A 17,022-nucleotide genomic window follows, 5' to 3' on the forward strand; every position below is an offset into this window, starting at 1 on the left:
GACGCTAGCGTATTCCACCAAGTCCTGAAACACTTTTCGAAATACTGAAAAGAGACTCCGATGGAAGAAAACACATTCATTCGACGCGCTCTGGCCAGTTCGAATCTCCATGCCTTGCGGTTGGCGCTGCTCCACGCCACCGGCGACCCGGCCCTCGCCGCGATGAAACTCGAACTCGTCCCGATTCGCAGCGGCGCCGCCTTCGAGATGACCATCGCCGAGGAACACCGCGAAGAACTGCTTCGAAGAGCCGAGAAGTTCGTGGCAACGGAAGCTGCCGACTATGTCCCCGAGCGGCTGGACGAGAACCGGGTACGCACGATGATGGAGCTCGCACTCGGGCAGGAACTCACCGACGAGGAATTCTTCGTCGCACGGACGATGCCTGCCCTGGAGGAATTTCCGGTCTTCTCGCAGTGGAGCCGCGAGCGTCCCCGGCGCGCGGACGACTTCAGCGTCGTCATCGTCGGCGCCGGACTCTGCGGCGTTGCGATGGGCGTACAACTCGAACAACTCGGGATCTCGTACGTGATCTACGAGCGACGTCCGGATGTCGGAGGAACCTGGGCGATCAACACCTACCCGGATGCGCGCGTCGACACTGCCAGTACCACCTACGAATACAGCTTCGTGAAGAACTATCCCTGGTCGGAGCAGTACGCGCGACAACCGGAAGTGCGCCGCTACATCGAGACGGTCGCAAAGACCTACGGCGTATACGACCGCATTCGATTCGAACATGAAGTTCTGTCGGCCGATTTCGACCAGGAGACCGCCACGTGGTCTCTACGCGTGACGGACGCGACCGGCGAGCCCGAAACCGTGACCTGCAATTTCACCGTCACGGCCACCGGACTGTTCTCCACCCCGAAAAGGCTGGACACGGACGGTATCGACGACTTCAGGGGCGAGATTCTCCATACGACCGCGTGGACCGAAGGGCACACCGTCGAGGGCAAGACCGCCGCGATCATCGGCAACGGCTCCACCGGCGTCCAACTACTGGCTCGGATCGCCGAGGACGCCGACCAGGTCTATGTGTTCCAGCGAACTCCACAGTGGATCGCACCGCGCGAAGGCTACGGCGAACCGGTGACCGAGGAGATGCGCTGGGTGCTCGACAATATTCCGCACTACTGGAACTGGGCCCGCACCACCGCCCTCAAGCCCGCCGACCCCCGCGGCACAATCACGCCCGATCCCGAATGGCGCGCCGCCGGCGGTCAGTTCAGCGAGAGCAACGACAAGCTCCGGGAGAACCTGACCCAGTACATCCGCACTCAGGTCGACGATCGACCGGATCTCGTCGAGCGCCTCATCCCCGACTACACCCCCGCAGCACGTCGTCCGGTCGTGGACAACAAGTGGTACCGGTCCCTGACCCGCGACAACGTCGAACTGGTGACGGACGGGATCGTGAAGTTCACCGACACCGGTATCGTCACCTCCGACGGCACCGTCCGCGAGGTCGACCTCGTTCTGACGGCCGTCGGATTCGAAGTCACGAAGTGGCTCTGGCCCATCGACTTCCGCGGCCGCGACGGTGTTCACATCGAGGATCGGTGGAACCTGGACGGGGGCCCCCGCGCCTTCCAGGGGCTGGCCATACCGGAATTCCCGAACATGTTCGTGCTCTACGGTCCCAACGCGCAACCGGCGACGGGTGGTGGAATAGGACTCGGCGGCCTTCCCGCCTGGATGGAGTCGTGGGTCGGGTACATCGCCCGGGTCATGATTGCCGTCATCGAGGACGGCCATCATTGTGCCGAAGTCACCGATGCCGCGTTCTGGGAGTACAACGACGCGGTCGACGACGAAGCGAGCAGGCTCATCTGGCTCGATCCCGCCGCGAACCCGGAGAAGAACTACTACGTCAACGAGCACGGCAGGCTCAGCACGAGCACCCCCCTGCCGGGCCTCGACCTCGCGACACGCTTCCTCGGCTTCACTCGTGACGACTTCGTGTTCACCCGAATCGGTTCCGGCACGAACACCGCAGAAGAACAGACATCGTTCGTCACGGCGTCCTGATCCTGCACATCCCCTCCACCGACAAGAGAGTTGCACCCACATGATCGATCTAGGTTTGGACGGCGCCCGGGCAATCGTCATCGGCGCCGGGTTCGTGCCGATGCGTGCCGGACACGGCCGCGGCTCGGCACTGCAACTGGCCCGCGCCGGCGCCACTGTGGCGTGTGTCGACAAGAACGCCGAACGGGCCGAGCAAATCGTCCGTGAGATCGACGAGGAAGGCGGCAAGGCATTCGCGATCGTCGCCGACGTGCTCGACTCCGAACGAGCTCGTCGCGCGGTCGACGAGGCTGCCTCCCGGATGGGCGGCCTCGATGTGTGCGTCGACATCGTCGGTCAGGCCATGTGGAGCAAGGCCGCCGAGTTCTCCGACGACGAGTGGAACGCGCAACTTCTGGTCAACCTCACGCAGGTCTTCTACGTCTTCAAAGCAGCCGTCCCGCACCTCGCAGCCAACGAACGAGGCGGGTCGCTCATAGCGCTGACCTCGGTCGACGGGATCGGTTCGTCGCGGTTCCACGCTGCATACGGCGCCGCCAAGGCCGGCGTCATGTCGCTCGTGAAGACATTCGCGGACGAGTACGGCAAGGACGGCGTGCGGGTCAACTCGGTCGCACCGGGCAACGTCGGAGGCGGAAACTGGGATCTCCCCGAGGTCCCCTTCGGCGAGGACGTCGTCAATGCTCTCGCGCCGCCACGTGGCCGCGACATCGCCGACGCCGTGCTGTTCCTTGCGTCACGCCTGTCCGCGAAGATCACCGGCCAAACCCTCGTCGTCGACGGAGGTGCGCTGGCACTGAGCCCATGGGGCATGAAGGAAGAACACATCGGCCGGAACGTCGCCTTCTCCAATGCCACGCAGGACTGAGGACGGCATGCCTTCGATCACCGACGCATTCCTCGTAACCAGGAAGGTCGCACTCGTCACCGGCGGCGGTAGTGGCATAGGCCAGGAGACTGCGCTCGTCCTTGCGGCGGCGGGCGCACACGTCGTCGCCACCGACGTGAACGAGGCCGGCCTTGCGGAGACGCGCGCACACAGCGAGGAACAGCAGACCCCGGTCGCCACACACCGGCTGGACGTGTCCGACCCCGTAGCGGTGTCGCGCGTGGTCGACGAGACCGTCGCGGAGTACGGGCAACTCGACATCCTCGTCAACGCCGCGGGGGTCATGGTCATGCGAAATGCGCTCGACGTCACTCCCGACGAACTCGAGCGCGTCCTCCGGATCAATGTGGGCGGCACTTTCTACGCATGCCAGGCCGCGGGCCGGGTCATGAAGTCCGGTGGGAGCATCATCAACCTCACCTCGAGCATCATCGACCGCACGAGCCCCGGGCGGATCACCTATGCGATGTCCAAGGGCGCGGTCCTCCAAGCCACCCGCACCTTCGCGCTGGAACTCGCGCCCGCAGGCATCCGGGTCAACTCCATCGCACCGGGGTGGGTCGAAACGGGTATGACCAGCCAGCACTGGACCGACACCGACGGCACCGTCGACGACGAGAAGCGGGCTGCATATGTGCAGATGATGGCCTCGGCGTCACCGCTGGGGGTCGTCGGCACTACCCGCGACATAGCGTTGTCCGTTCTTCAACTCGCTTCGGGGGCAGGCTCGTTCGTCACCGGTCAGGTCGTGCGGATCAACGGCGGGTCGTTCATGGCATGAGCATCGAGCAGATCCCGGCATCCGTAGGGCCCACAGACGAGGAGAATTTCACATGAGCGGAAGGCTTCACGGCAAGGTTGCAGTGGTCACGGGCGGCGCCAGCGGCATCGGCGAGGCCTCCGTGCGGCGGTTCATCGGTGAGGGAGCGCGTGTCGTCATCGCCGATGTCGACGATCAACGGGGGAAGACCGTCGCCGACGAATTGGGCTCGGAGGCCCTGTTCGTCCACGCGGACGTCACCGACCAAGGCGACTGGGAGCATCTACTGGCGACGACGAGCGCGCATTTCGCGCCGCTCGATGTGCTCGTCAACAATGCAGGAGGCGGACGCGGTGTCGGCAAGATCGTCGACGAGGTCTACGAGGGGCATCGCGCGATCCTCGATCTCAATCTCTCGTCGGTGTGGATGGGCATTCGCGCCGCACTGCCGGTCATGGGAGCGCATGGTGGCGGGTCCATCGTCAACATCTCTTCGATCGACGGACTCGTCGGTGTCGAAGGGATGACGTCGTATGCCGCATCGAAGTTCGCGGTCACAGGCCTGACCAGAACCGTGGCCTTCGAAGGCGGCCCCCACAACGTGCGCATCAACTCGGTCCACCCCGGATTCATCCGGACACCGATGACGGCCAAACACACCGGCGCGGTGAAGGCACGGCTCGAATCGGCGATCCAGAAACAGCCGATCACCCGCTTCGGCACGCCGGAGGACATCGCAAACGCAGTCCTGTTCTTCGCGTCGGACGAGAGCTCGTACTGCACAGGCACGTCCCTCGTCGTCGACGGCGGCCAACTCGCCGGTCCGCACCGGGATCCGATGTGATCCGGACATCGCCGGCAGCACCCACAGCAACCAGGTCCGTCGCGGCCCGCCCCCTGAGAGGTAACCGATGATCAGACACAGGCGTCTCATCTTCGCGGCAGTCGCCGCGATGTGTTCAGCAACGTTGATTCTCACCTCCTGCGGTGCTCCCGAAAACGGAAACAGCTCCGGTGGTAGCGATGCTCCGGTAGGCGATCCGGTCGCCGGCGGCACACTGCAGGCGATCCAGGGCAGGGAGCCGATCAGCCTCGATCCGTCGGATATCTCCAACGTCTGGACGCACTCCCCGCTGCTGGGTAATGCCCTGTACGGCACGTTGATCACCAACAATGTCGAGACGCAGGAAATCGAGTATTCGATGGCCACCGATTTCTCGACCGCCGACGGTGGGCAGACGTTCACCCTGAAACTGCGCCCTGGACTGATGTTCACCGACGGAACCCCGCTCGATGCTGCCGCAGTCGAGTACAACTGGGATCGGCTACGCGACCCGAGCAGAGGCTCGGCGTCGCTCCGTCAGGCCGAACAGATCGCCGACGTGAAAGCCCTCGACGCAGAGACGTTGACCGTGACGCTGGTGTCGCCGAACCCGAACTTCCCGAATTCCCTTCTCGTGTCCGCCCTAAACTGGATCGCATCGCCGACAGCCCTCGAACAGGGCAGGGAGGCGTTCGACAAGAATCCGGTGGGAGCAGGTCCGTTCACCCTCACCGAATGGGCCCGCCAAGACGTGATCCAGCTGGTCAAGAACCCCGGATACTGGGACGCACCCCGACCCTATCTGGACGGCATCACCCTGCGCACGGTTCCTGCCGCCGATCAACGCCTCAACACACTGTCCACCGGGAGCACGGATCTCGCGTCGGAATCGAATTGGCTGAACCTTTCCAGAGCGGAAGACATGGGCCTCGACACGGAGATCGTTCCGATGGGCGGCGGCCAGTACTTCGCCATGAACACCCGCCGCGCTCCGTTCGACGACGAACGCGCCCGGCGAGCCGTGAACATGGCCGCCGACATGGAGGGCGTCAACCTTGTTGCTTTCGAAGGCGCCGGCGTTGTCCCGCAAACCCTCTTCCCCGAGGGGGCACCCTTCTACGAGGACATCTCACTTCAGCAGAGCGATGCCGAAGAGGCGCAGCGCTTGTTCGACGAGCTGGCCGCAGAGGGCAAACCGCTGTCCTTCACCTTCACGACCTACTCCCTGGTCGAGTCCAGAGCGGCGGCAGAAGCACTGCAAGCGCAGCTGCGCGCGTTCGACAACGTCGAGGTCGAGGTGGAAACCCTCGACTTCGCTGCGGCGCAGACACGAGTCAACTCGCGAGATTTCGACATGACCATCTCATCCGCGAACATCCAGGATCCGGATGGCCCGCTGTGGTCCGCTTTCCACAGCAGTTCCCAGGGAAACACCACGGGTATCGACGACGATCAGCTCGACGCCGCCCTGGAGGCCGGTCGAGTGGGCACCACGATCGAGGAGCGCAAGGCCGCGTACGACGACTTCCAGAAGCGGCTGACCGAACTCGTCCCCGGAGTCTGGTTCATCCAGTCCCCTCCCGCCACCATCGCGAGCGCCGGGACACACGGTGTCCGTCTTTATGGGATGGGATCACCGCTACCCGACGGCGTGTGGATCTCGGAGTGATCCGACGGAATCACCGCGGCGGCCGGTCGAGTTCGATTTGCGCGACCACCGCCCGGTGATCCGATCCGGGTAGGGTGACGGTCTCCACGGACGTCGCACGTCCCCCGGCAACAAGAATGTGGTCGATGCCCACCAGCGGCGGAATACGCTTGTCTGTCGGGTAGGTGTACAGGAGGCCTGCGCCCACCTGTTCTGCGGTGTCTCGCAGGCGGCCCGTGAGCATCGCGCGGTACTGCGCATGATCATAGGTTGCGTTGAAGTCCGCTCCTACGACCACCGGAACCGGCGGCGCGGATTCGAGTATCGCTTGCAGACGTGACAATTCGTCGGCCCACACGTGCGTGTCGTAGACCGGCGGCACCGGATGGAACGCGTAGACGGCGACGGGGCCGGTCCCGGGCACGTCTGCCGTCGCCGACACCTGGTTCATGACGAAGCCGTCGTACTCGGCTTCGTCGGACAACGGGAACCGGCTCCAGATGCCGGTCCCGCCAGCACCGGGCTCCGGAACAACGAAGTGATACGGCAACATCCGATGGAGACCCGCGCGCTCGAATGCATCGACCGCTTCGGGTGTCAGCTCACTGACCGTCAGCAGATCGACGCGGCGCTCCTCGACTTCGTAGGTCACCGTTGCCGGGTCGGCTTCGCCGAAGAGGACGTTCGCCTGCATCACGGTGAGCACCTCTCCCCCGCCACCGGCCGATTCCCCCACATACCGGGGCGCCTGGATCCACACCGCGGCGACGACGATCAGCAGCGCGACGGCAGTAGCGACGCGGTACCGCAGTAGCGCGAACACCACCGCGCCGACTACAGCACCCACCATGAGATACGACGCCGCGGATGCCGCCAAGACCGGGAGCCGCGACGAGGAGGTGCTGTAGTGCAGTGCAACCCCTACCGCGCCGACCAGGGTCGCGAGACCCGCCAGAACTGCCGCAGCCCACCGAAACGCCGTCACCATCACATCCGACAGCAAAGCACGCGAAGATGTGGAGAAGATGTGGGGCGGGCGGGGCTCGAACCCGCGACCAATGGATTATGAGTCCACGGCTCTAACCGACTGAGCTACCGCCCCTCTGCAGCGACACGTCGCCGCAGAGCGCTATCCCGTACCGGACAGCGCGTACGCATGGTACCCGGCAGCAGATACCTTCCGACGCATCGGGGGTCGCGACCCGCTGAGAAACCTTCCTCCGCTTACTCGGGTCTCCTCAGGTTGTCGACGCGAGGAAACCCGAGAACATGGGGGAAAGTCGCGAACCTGGCCGCTGTGCCTGATACGTCATATCTGAAGGGCACCGAAACAGAAAATCCTCCCACCCCGCGTGGGGTGGGAGGATTCTGTGCGCTCCCCCGGCTGGACTCGAACCAGCAACCCTTCGATTAACAGTCGAATGCTCTGCCAATTGAGCTACAGGGGATTGACCTGCGGCGCTCCGGGGCGTTTCCCCCGGTGCGTGAAAAACCATAGCGCCCCTCCCACCGCAGCACCAAATCGCCTGCGTGTGGGCATGCGGAGCGTCATCGGGCAGGATGGAGAAGACGCGCACACAGGGTGGAAGGACGACACATTGATGGGATTGTTGGTCGGGGTTGCCGCGGGATACGTGCTCGGCACCCGGGCAGGCCGAGCCCGATACGAACAGATCAGCAAGACCGCCAAGGCGGTGGCCGCCAGTCCGGTCACCAAAAAAGCCATCGAGGTGGGACGTCAGAAGCTCTCGGACTCGTTGAACCCGCAGCCGAAGCTCGAACCGATGAAGCCGATCGACGAGACGACGACGGTCATGATCCCGCGAGATCAGCTCAAGAAGTAGCGTCAGCCGGCCAGGCCATCGCTGCCCGCATCTCCGATGGCCTGGTCGAGCAGGCTACGCCGATACTGTTCCAATGCGACGAGGTCGCCGAGCAGCGCATGGAACTCGTCCGACTCCGTGGCCGGCGAGATGCGTTGCAGCTTCGATTTGAGCTCTGCGACCTGCTCACCTACCCACACTTCCTGCAGACGCGCGAGTACTCCCCCGATGTAGCGGGGCATGCGGTCCTCTTCCGCAGGGATCGGCTCGACTGCGAGTTCCGTCACCAGCGAGTGCACAACCGGGTCGGTTGCGGCGCGACCGACCGCGTCGACCCATTCGGCACCGCCCATTCCCGAACCCACGCCTCCGACGCGAGCGATCGCCTCACGCACGGCAGAATAGGCAGGGTCGGTGAACGTCTCGGCGGGCAACGAATCGAACACCGTGCCCGCGATACCCGGATACTGCAGCGCAGCCTTGAGGCCGTCACGTTGCGGCCACAGCGCAGGATCACCCGGCCGGGGACGGCGCATCGCCGACTCCTGCGACGAGGAACTCTTGTCGACCGCGACGGCCCGAGATCTGGGCGCTGATGTCCGGCTGCCCCCGCGACGCGCGTCTTCCTGGACTCGGCGGCGAACCATGGGGATGTCGTCCCAGCCCACCCAGTGGGCCAGTTGCACCGCATAATTGTCCCGCAGGGAGCGGTCCTTGATCTGGGCAACAACCGGTACACAGCGACGGAGCGCTTCGACGCGTCCTTCCGCCGTGTCGAGATCGTGTTCGAGCAGGATCGACTTCACGACGAACTCGAACATCGGGGTGCGCCGCGCAACGAGATCACGAACAGCGGTGTCGCCGGACGCCTGCCGGAGCTCGCACGGATCCATTCCCTCCGGTGCGATAGCGACGTACGTCTTCGCTGCCGTCTTCTGGTCGCCCTCGAACGCCTTCATGGCTGCGGCCTGCCCGGCAGCGTCACCGTCGAAGGTGTAGATGACCTCGCCGCGGAAGTAGCTGTCGTCCATGAGCAGACGCCGCAGCATCGCGAGGTGCTCATCGCCGAACGCGGTACCGCACGACGCAACAGCGGTTTTCACCCCGGCAAGGTGCATGGCCATGACATCGGTATAGCCCTCGACGATCACCGCCTGATGCGACTTGGCGATCTCCCGTTTCGCGAGGTCGAGACCGAACAGCACCTGAGACTTCTTGTACAGCACCGTTTCCGGCGTATTCATGTACTTGGCGGTGATGGTGTCGTCGTCGTAGAGCCTGCGGGCACCGAATCCGATGACATCGCCTGCGAGATTGCGGATGGGCCAGAGCAACCGGCGGTGGAACCGGTCGATCGGTCCGCGACGCCCCTGCCGCGACAATCCCGCCGCCTCGAGTTCCGCAAACTCGAATCCGCGGCCCAGAAGGTGCTTGGTGAGCTGATCCCAGCCCCCCGGCGCATATCCGCAGCCGAACATCTCGGCGGCAGTCTGGTCGAAGCTGCGCTCGGTGAGGTAGTCGCGCGCGGCCTGCGCGTCGGGGCTGCGGAGCTGTTCGGCGTAGAACTGCTGCGCGGCGGCGTTCGCGGCGACCAGACGGGCACGGGTACCGCGATCGCGCTGCACGGACGGACCCCCGCCCTCGTAGCTGAGGGTGTAGCCGACACGTTCGGCGAGCTGCTCGACGGCCTCCACGAAGCTGACGTGTTCGATCTTCTGAATGAACGAGTACACGTCGCCACCCTCACCACAACCGAAGCAGTGGAAATGCCCGTGGTTGGGTCGGACGTGGAACGACGGCGACTTCTCGTCGTGGAAGGGGCACAACCCCTTCATCGAGTCGGCGCCCCCACGTTTGAGAGCGACATAGTCGCCCACGATGTCTTCGATCCGAACGCGGTCGCGAATGGCCGCGATGTCTCTGTCTGAAATTCTGCCGGCCACGACGACGAGTCTAGGCCGTGATCGCGCCCCGTCCGGCAGCGGTCGCTGCTAGCCCCAACTGGCCTGCGCGGCGAGACTGTCGCGGTCGATCCGCTCCAGTCGCGATTCGGTACAGGACGCGATCTGATCGACGATGACACGCACCTTGGCTGCATCATCGGGTGCAGCCTCCCACTCGGCGACGTAGATCGGGTCGAGGCCTACCGGCGCCGTCCGCAGCAACCATTCGGCTACCCGATGGATACGTTCGCGCTGGCCCGCCTGCCTCGTTCGATGAGCACTGTCGGACATCACGAACTGCAGAGCCATGGTCTTGAGCAACGCGACCTCGGACGCCACTATCGACGGAATCACCAGGTCGGCGTCGTAACGGATGATCGGCGCGTCGCCGGTGGCGGCACGGGTACCGCTGATCGCGGCCGTCGCATAACGGCCGACGAGTTCGCTGGTGAGCCGTTTGAGCGCGACAGAGCTGGTGAGTGTGCCGTCGTATGTTCCCACCCCGACCACGACAGGCAGAGTGAACAGGCGCTGCGCGGCCTCCTCTAGCTCGGCCGGGTCGAGGCCGGAGAACTCTTTCATGCCCAGTGCGATCAGATCGGCCACGGATCCGGCGTCGCCGAGGATCCGCAGGTCGATGCGACCGTCGATCACACCGTCTTCGACGTCGTGCACCGAATACGCGACGTCGTCGGACCAATCCATGATCTGCGCTTCGAGGCACCGGCGACGCTCAGGAGCACCGTCGCGGATCCAGTCCAGTTCGTCGGCGTCGTCGTCGTAAGCGCCGAACTTCGCTCCCGGTGCGGGGCGGATCCACGGATACTTGAGCGTCGCGTCCAACGAGGTACGAGTGAGATTCAACCCCGCGCTCGTGCCGTCCGCATGGAGGATCTTCGGTTCGAGTGCCGTGAGGATCCGCAGGTTCTGGGCATTTCCTTCGAAGCCCCCGCACGGCGCCGCAACCTCGTCGAGCGCGCGTTCACCATTGTGCCCGTAGGGCGGGTGGCCGATGTCGTGGGCGAGTCCTGCCAGGTCGACCACGTCGGGGTCGGCCCCGAGTCCTTCGGCGATGCTACGACCGATCTGGCCTACTTCCATCGAGTGGGTGAGCCGGGTGCGGGGGGTGTCGCCGTCGCGGGGGCCCACCACCTGCGTTTTGTCCGCGAGGCGGCGTAGAGCAGCGCAGTGCTGGACGCGGGCGCGGTCGCGCGCGAAGGCGGTGCGATCGGCTGCAGCGGCTCCCGCACCGGCCAGTCCCGATCGTTTCGGCGCTTCCTCCGCACGTCGCGCGAGGTCGTGTTCGCTGTATCCCGGCATCCCACCGCCCTTCGTCGTTGCGATCTCGGTCACTGGTCGGCCGTATATTCGAAATCCGCTGAGTAGTGCGTGATCTGGTACCAGATGAGCGCCCCGGTTTCCCGGGCAATGCCGTGGAACTGCGACTCGCGTGTGAATACTGCCGGCCCCTGCCGAGTGGGTGCGGTCCATGCATCGAGTCCGGCGTCGCGTGCCATCGTCCGCGTACGCAGGCCGTGCCATGGATCACTCACCAGGACAGCGGAGGACAGACCCATATCGCTCATCTCCTCGCTGACCGCCTTGATGCTCAGGAGGGTGTCGGACCCCTCCTCGACCGCCACGATGGCATCCGCGGGCACGCCGGTCTCGATGAGGTAGTTCTTGCCCGCGGCCGCTTCGGTGAACAGATCGCCCTCCTGCTTGCCACCGACCGTGACGATCGTGTCGGATACACCGTGTTCGTAGAGCTTGCGCGCCTGTTCGAGGCGCGCCTCGAACACCGGCGACGGAGTTCCCGAGTACTGCGCGGCACCGAGTACGACGATGGCGTCTGCTGGTGTCCAGTCATCGATGCGCGCAACCTGCCACACCCGCACTGCCGTGCCGCCCACCACCAGGAGCGCAGCGAGGAGCACTCCTGCGATCAGACGACGGCACCACCGAGCGAGTCGAGACCCGAGACTGCGCTGGTCGTCGGCGACGCTCGTGGCGATGTCGGGGCGGCGGGATGCGGTGCTCACTCCCCGATTCTGCCAGTGCCCCGCCGGGCGCCCGTGCTGACACGCACCACGGAGCCATCCGGGCGCGTGAAACCGATAGATTCGTCCCATGGCTCACCCATCGGCCGCGCAACGGCATCTCACGCCTGCCGCACTCGCCCTCATTCCCGTCCTGCTCGCGGTCGCAGCCTGGTTGATGGCTCCGGCCCTGGCCTCCGCCGAGCCGCCCTCGCGGCTTCCGCAACCGATCACCGACACAGCGGGTGTGCTGAGCGATGACGACACCTCCCGCATCCAGGCTGCGACGAATGTGTTGTACGACGAGCATCAGCTGCAACTCTGGGTCACGTACGTGTCGACGTTCGACGGGTACGACCGCGATAGCTGGGTCCAGACGACCGCGCGAGCCAGCGGATTCGGCTCGGACACCGCCCTGCTCGCTGTCGCGACCGACGATCGCGACTTCGCACTGTGGACTCCGAACGGCTCCGAGATCACCTCGTCCGAACGCGACCGGATCGCGACGAACGACGTCACGCCAGCGTTGCGCACGAGCGACTGGGCGGGAGCCGCAGTGGCAGCCTCCGAAGGACTCGGCAACGCCCTGACCCCCTCGAACGCACCCGTGACGACGCTGCTGGTCGGCGGTGGTGTCATCGCCGCAGGTGCCGGCGGGGTGTACCTGTACTCACGCCGGTCGAAGAGCAAGCGCGCCGAGGCCGGTGCCGCGCAGGCCGCCCAGATCGACCCCAATGACGTGGACAGCCTGCGTTCGCTGCCGCTAGAGGGTCTCGAACTGTACGCGCAGGAAGTGCTCGTGGAGACCGACAACGCGGTGCGATCGAGTTCTGAAGCACTCGAACTGGCGCGTGGTGAGTTCGGGCCGTCCGCGGTGCAACCGTTCGACCGGGCCTACGAGCAGGCCAGAGCTGCTCTGACTTCCGCGTTCGAGATCAGGCAGCGTCTCGACGACGACATCCCGGAGACCCCGCAGCAGCAGCGCGACATGCTCGTGCAGTTGATCTCGTCGTGCGGTAAGGCAAACAACGATCTCGACGCGCAGGTCGAGGCGTTCGACACCATGCGCAACCTGCTTCTCGATGCCCCGGAACGCCTCGACGCGCTGACCCAGCGCGCGATCGGGCTGCGGGCTCGGCTCCCCCGGTCCGAGACGGTCCTCACCCAGCTGCGCGGCGAGTTCCCTGCCGGTGCGCTGACGCCCGTCGCCGACAATGTCGAGCTCGCGCGGGAGGAAATCTCGTTCGCCGAGAAGGCGATCGACGAGGGCCGGACCGCGGTCGCGCGACCCGCAGGCGAGCAGGGCGACGCGGTACGCGCCATCCGCGAAGCCGAGGGCGGCCTGGGCCATGCGACGACGCTACTCGACTCCGTCGACCATGCTGCCGAGGACATTCGGCGGGCCATCGCGACCCTTCCCGCAGCGATGGAGGATGCGGCGCAGGGCATCGCGGACGCCGCCCAGCTTTCATCGGCGGGCGGCCCGGACCTCGATGAAGCGCGTAAGGCGGCACAGGACGCGCTCGATCGTGCGCGAGCCGAGCAGCACAACGACCCGCTGGGCAGTTTCACCCGCGTGGTGGAAACGGATGCACGACTCGATGCGTTGCGCGCGCAGACCCGCGAAGCGCAGGAAGCCGCGGAACAGGCCCGCCGACGCCTCGAGCAGGACCTGGCAGCGGCACAAGCACAGGTCACCGCCGCATCGGATTTCATCGGCACGAGGCGCGGTGCGGTCGGAGCGCAGGCCCGTACCCGGTTGTCGGAGGCAGAGCGGCATCTGGAGGCGGCACAGCAGTTGGCGCAATCGGATTCTGCTGCCGCCCTGCAGCACGCTCACGCCGCCGCGAGCCTGGCCGCGCAGGCGTTGCGATCGGCTCAGAACGATGTGCAGAAATGGGACCGGCAGCAGCGACCGCCGGGTGGGGGCTCGTCGGGCAGCAACATGACCGGCGCGATCCTCGGCGGCATCCTCATCAACAGCGTCCTGAACAGCGGCCGCGGAGGCGGAGGCTTCGGCGGCGGTTTCGGCGGCGGGGGTGGTTTCGGCGGCGGGGGTGGTTTCGGCGGGTCGAGCGGGGGCCGCTTCTAGAGAACACGCCGAGCCCGCAGTATCGGAGAATATCGCTCTCGCAGCCATCGAATTGCTTTCTTGTTTCGGAGAACCCTGGTAGCTTGCCGGTCAACCCCCGAATAGGTGACGAATGCCACATTCCACGTGAGGAGCTCCTTGTCGTGACGCAGACGGATTCCGGCAGAAATCGCATCCACTTCGATCGACACGCCCCCGCGTATCGAGAACAGTTCGAGTCGATCACCAAGGACATGCACGCGGGTTGTCCCATTGCGTGGACCGACACCCACGGTGGGCATTGGGTCGCGGCCGGGGCCGATGAGGTGTTCCACCTCGCCCGGTCCGAGGACATCTCCAACGACAACGACGTCCAGGGCGTCCGCCGCGGCTACCGTGGCATCACGATTCCCACCGGGGAGCTGCCGAACGGCGCACGCGGCGGCATGCTCGAGATGGACCCGCCCGAGCATCGGTATTACCGCCAGACGCTGAACCCCTACCTCTCACCGGCGGCTGTCAAACGATGGATTCCGGTCATCGACGAGGTGGTCCGCGCATGTCTCGACGAGAAGATCACCACCGGACGGATCGACTTCGTCGACGATCTCGCCAATATCGTGCCTGCGGTGCTCACCCTCGGGATGCTCGGCATCCCGCTCGCAAAATGGGCGATCTACAACGAACCGGTGCATGCGTCGGTGTATACGCCGCCCGACTCTCCCGATCGAGCCCGCGTGGCCGACCTGCAACGCGCGATGGGAGCCGACCTCTACGCCGCCGTCGCGCAAGCTCGCGTGGATCCACGCCCCGGACTGGTGAATGCGGTGGTGCATGCGGATATCGACGGCGAGAACCCGCCCGATGTGGAAGTCCTCGGTATGTTGTCGCTGTTGATCGGCGGCGGATTCGATACGACGACCGCACTCACCGCACACTCACTCGAATGGCTGTCACACAACCCGGACCAGCGAGAACTACTCAGCCGCGAGCGGGAGACCTTGCTCGACTCCGCAACCGAGGAATTCCTGAGATTCTTCACACCCGCCCCCGGAGACGGACGCACCTTCTCGGCCGACTGCGAATACGCAGGAGCACAGTTCCAAGAAGGCGAACGACTGTGGCTCTCGTGGGCGATGGCCAATCGTGATCCCGCACTGTTCGACGATCCTCACAACGTCGATCTCGAACGAAAAGGAAACCGCCACTTCAGTTTCGGACTCGGGATTCATCGCTGCATCGGATCCAACGTAGCGCGAACGGTGTTCAAACGGATGCTCGTGGCGGTGCTGGACCGAATGCCGGACTTCCACTGTGACCCCACCGAGGCCGTGCATTACGAGACCATCGGGATCATCCAGGGAATGCGGAACCTTCCCGCAACCTTCACCCCCGGCCCCCGACTGGGCGCCGGTCTCGACGAGACGCTCGCCCGACTGCAGACGGAGTGCGACGAGCGAGGACTCGCCGAGCCCATCACAGCGCAGACCGGAAGGTCGCAGTAGACGCAGAAGTCAGGCCCACCGCGTCGACGCGGTGGGCCTGACTTCTGCTGTTGTGCCTGGGATCACCAGCTCGAGTACCGGCGATCAGCACCCGATCAGACGCTGCGCGAGGTAGCCCTCGACCTGATCGAGGCTCACGCGCTCCTGCGCCATCGTGTCGCGCTCGCGGACGGTGACGGCCTGATCTTCGAGAGTGTCGAAGTCGACGGTGATGCAGAACGGCGTGCCGATCTCGTCCTGGCGGCGGTAGCGGCGACCGATCGCACCGGCGTCGTCGAACTCGATGTTCCAGTTCTGACGAAGACGAGCGGCGAGATCCTTGGCCTTCGGGCTGAGATCCGCATTACGCGAGAGCGGCAGCACCGCCGCCTTGACGGGTGCGAGCCTGCGGTCGAGGCGCAGCACGGTGCGCTTGTCGACGCCGCCCTTGGCGTTCGGCGCTTCGTCCTCGGTGTAGGCATCGACGAGGAATGCCATCAGCGACCGGGTGAGGCCTGCAGCCGGTTCGATCACGTACGGCGTGTAGCGCTCGCTGGTGGTCTGGTCGAAGAAGCTCAGGTCGGCACCCGAATGCTGTGCGTGGGTGGACAGATCGAAGTCGGTGCGGTTCGCGACGCCCTCGAGCTCACCCCATTCGCTGCCTTGGAAGTGGAAACGGTACTCGATGTCGACGGTGCGCTTCGAGTAGTGCGACAGCTTGTCCTGCGGGTGCTCGTACAGGCGCAGGTTGTCCTTGTTGATGCCGAGGCCGGTGTACCAGTCCATGCGGTAGTCGATCCAGTACTGGTGCCACTGTTCGTCTTCACCCGGTTTGACGAAGAACTCCATCTCCATCTGCTCGAACTCACGCGTGCGGAAGATGAAGTTGCCCGGGGTGATCTCGTTGCGGAAGCTCTTACCGATCTGGCCGATGCCGAACGGCGGCTTCTTGCGGGACGTGGTGAGCACGTTTGCGAAGTTCACGAAGATGCCCTGAGCGGTCTCGGGGCGCAGGTAATGCAGACCCTCTTCGCTCTCGATCGGGCCGAGGTACGTCTTGAGCATCATGTTGAAGTCGCGGGGCTCGGTCCATTGCCCCTTGGTGCCACAGTCGGGGCACGCGATCTCGGTCATCGCGACGGAGTCCGGGTCGTCGAGCTTGTTCTTCTCGGCGTACGCCTCCTGCAAGTGGTCCTGCCTGTGGCGCTTGTGACAGCTCAGGCACTCGACGAGCGGGTCGTTGAAGACGCCGACATGGCCGGAGGCGACCCACACCTGACGGGGCAGGATCACCGACGAATCGAGGCCCACGACGTCGTCACGGCTGGTGACCATATTGCGCCACCACTGCTTCTTGATGTTGTCCTTGAGTTCCACGCCGAGCGGGCCGTAGTCCCAGGCCGACTTGGTGCCGCCGTAGATCTCACCGCAGGGATAGACCAGCCCACGGCGCTTGGCGAGGTTGGCAACGGTATCGATCTTGGATTTGGGTGCCACTCGGATTCTCTCCA

Annotated in this window: 13 protein-coding genes and 2 tRNA genes; 8 read left to right on the forward strand and 7 right to left on the reverse strand. The window is 65.1% G+C overall.

What is annotated here, in order from left to right; genetic code table 11:
- Positions 1-60: 60 nt before the first annotated feature.
- The 5 genes from ACTDXD_RS26650 to ACTDXD_RS26670 all read left to right on the forward strand — a co-directional run bounded on the left by ACTDXD_RS26650 (position 61) and on the right by ACTDXD_RS26670 (position 6,172).
- Positions 61-2,031, forward strand: a complete 1,971-nt coding sequence (locus tag ACTDXD_RS26650; RefSeq protein WP_440125129.1) for a flavin-containing monooxygenase — start codon at positions 61-63, stop codon at positions 2,029-2,031.
- A gap of 40 nt (positions 2,032-2,071) precedes the next feature.
- On the forward strand, positions 2,072-2,899 hold the full coding sequence (locus ACTDXD_RS26655) for an SDR family NAD(P)-dependent oxidoreductase (RefSeq protein ID WP_440125130.1): 828 nt from the start codon (positions 2,072-2,074) through the stop codon (positions 2,897-2,899).
- A 7-nt stretch (positions 2,900-2,906) separates the two neighbouring features.
- Entirely contained in the window at positions 2,907-3,701 is a 795-nt protein-coding gene (locus ACTDXD_RS26660) for an SDR family NAD(P)-dependent oxidoreductase (RefSeq protein WP_440125131.1), read from the forward strand.
- Positions 3,702-3,753: 52 nt separating this feature from the next.
- A complete protein-coding gene (locus ACTDXD_RS26665; protein WP_440125132.1) occupies positions 3,754-4,524 on the forward strand; it encodes an SDR family NAD(P)-dependent oxidoreductase in 771 nt (256 codons plus the stop codon).
- Positions 4,525-4,591: 67 nt separating this feature from the next.
- A complete protein-coding gene (locus tag ACTDXD_RS26670; protein WP_440125133.1) occupies positions 4,592-6,172 on the forward strand; it encodes an ABC transporter substrate-binding protein in 1,581 nt (526 codons plus the stop codon).
- 10 nt (positions 6,173-6,182) lie between these two features.
- Here ACTDXD_RS26670 and ACTDXD_RS26675 read toward each other — a convergent pair whose 3' ends face one another.
- The 3 genes from ACTDXD_RS26675 to ACTDXD_RS26685 all read right to left on the reverse strand — a co-directional run bounded on the left by ACTDXD_RS26675 (position 6,183) and on the right by ACTDXD_RS26685 (position 7,599).
- Positions 6,183-7,139 (reverse strand): endonuclease/exonuclease/phosphatase family protein, encoded by a 957-nt coding sequence (locus ACTDXD_RS26675; protein WP_440125134.1) that lies wholly within the window; start codon positions 7,137-7,139, stop codon positions 6,183-6,185.
- 40 nt (positions 7,140-7,179) lie between these two features.
- Positions 7,180-7,253 (reverse strand) — tRNA-Ile (locus ACTDXD_RS26680).
- 273 nt (positions 7,254-7,526) lie between these two features.
- Positions 7,527-7,599, reverse strand: a tRNA-Asn gene (locus tag ACTDXD_RS26685).
- 153 nt (positions 7,600-7,752) lie between these two features.
- Between ACTDXD_RS26685 and ACTDXD_RS26690 the strand changes: the two genes are divergently transcribed.
- A complete protein-coding gene (locus tag ACTDXD_RS26690) occupies positions 7,753-7,995 on the forward strand; it encodes a hypothetical protein (protein WP_169686231.1) in 243 nt (80 codons plus the stop codon).
- 2 nt (positions 7,996-7,997) lie between these two features.
- Here ACTDXD_RS26690 and dnaG read toward each other — a convergent pair whose 3' ends face one another.
- From dnaG to ACTDXD_RS26705, 3 genes are read right to left on the reverse strand one after another with little or no spacing between them, the layout of a single operon-like run.
- Positions 7,998-9,917 carry a DNA primase gene (dnaG, locus tag ACTDXD_RS26695; RefSeq protein WP_440125135.1) on the reverse strand — a complete coding sequence of 640 codons (1,920 nt, stop codon included), beginning with the start codon at positions 9,915-9,917 and terminating at the stop codon, positions 7,998-8,000.
- A gap of 48 nt (positions 9,918-9,965) precedes the next feature.
- Positions 9,966-11,237, reverse strand: coding sequence for a deoxyguanosinetriphosphate triphosphohydrolase (locus ACTDXD_RS26700; protein WP_440127816.1), 1,272 nt, complete (start codon positions 11,235-11,237; stop codon positions 9,966-9,968).
- A 29-nt stretch (positions 11,238-11,266) separates the two neighbouring features.
- Positions 11,267-11,959 (reverse strand): YdcF family protein, encoded by a 693-nt coding sequence (locus ACTDXD_RS26705; RefSeq protein ID WP_440125136.1) that lies wholly within the window; start codon positions 11,957-11,959, stop codon positions 11,267-11,269.
- Positions 11,960-12,047: 88 nt separating this feature from the next.
- On the opposite strand from ACTDXD_RS26705, the gene ACTDXD_RS26710 reads away from it, so the two are divergent.
- Both ACTDXD_RS26710 and ACTDXD_RS26715 read left to right on the forward strand, forming a co-directional pair.
- Positions 12,048-14,048 (forward strand): TPM domain-containing protein, encoded by a 2,001-nt coding sequence (locus ACTDXD_RS26710; RefSeq protein ID WP_440125137.1) that lies wholly within the window; start codon positions 12,048-12,050, stop codon positions 14,046-14,048.
- 143 nt (positions 14,049-14,191) lie between these two features.
- Positions 14,192-15,532 carry a cytochrome P450 gene (locus ACTDXD_RS26715; RefSeq protein WP_440125138.1) on the forward strand — a complete coding sequence of 447 codons (1,341 nt, stop codon included), beginning with the start codon at positions 14,192-14,194 and terminating at the stop codon, positions 15,530-15,532.
- Between the two features lie 84 nt (positions 15,533-15,616).
- Here ACTDXD_RS26715 and ACTDXD_RS26720 read toward each other — a convergent pair whose 3' ends face one another.
- Entirely contained in the window at positions 15,617-17,008 is a 1,392-nt protein-coding gene (locus tag ACTDXD_RS26720; protein WP_440125139.1) for a glycine--tRNA ligase, read from the reverse strand.
- Positions 17,009-17,022 lie beyond the last annotated feature (14 nt).

Source organism: Rhodococcus sp. SJ-3 (assembly GCF_051918125.1).
Taxonomy (GTDB): Bacteria; Actinomycetota; Actinomycetes; order Mycobacteriales; family Mycobacteriaceae; genus Rhodococcus.

Coding starts and splice junctions, on each gene's coding strand:
- ACTDXD_RS26690 (WP_169686231.1), top strand. CDS start 7,753: ATGGGATTGTTGGTCGGGGTTGCCGCGGGATACGTGCTCGGCACCCGG.
- ACTDXD_RS26670 (WP_440125133.1), top strand. CDS start 4,592: ATGATCAGACACAGGCGTCTCATCTTCGCGGCAGTCGCCGCGATGTGT.
- ACTDXD_RS26660 (WP_440125131.1), top strand. CDS start 2,907: ATGCCTTCGATCACCGACGCATTCCTCGTAACCAGGAAGGTCGCACTC.
- ACTDXD_RS26665 (WP_440125132.1), top strand. CDS start 3,754: ATGAGCGGAAGGCTTCACGGCAAGGTTGCAGTGGTCACGGGCGGCGCC.
- ACTDXD_RS26710 (WP_440125137.1), top strand. CDS start 12,048: ATGGCTCACCCATCGGCCGCGCAACGGCATCTCACGCCTGCCGCACTC.
- ACTDXD_RS26700 (WP_440127816.1), bottom strand. CDS start 11,237: ATGCCGGGATACAGCGAACACGACCTCGCGCGACGTGCGGAGGAAGCG.
- ACTDXD_RS26655 (WP_440125130.1), top strand. CDS start 2,072: ATGATCGATCTAGGTTTGGACGGCGCCCGGGCAATCGTCATCGGCGCC.
- ACTDXD_RS26675 (WP_440125134.1), bottom strand. CDS start 7,139: ATGGTGACGGCGTTTCGGTGGGCTGCGGCAGTTCTGGCGGGTCTCGCG.
- ACTDXD_RS26650 (WP_440125129.1), top strand. CDS start 61: ATGGAAGAAAACACATTCATTCGACGCGCTCTGGCCAGTTCGAATCTC.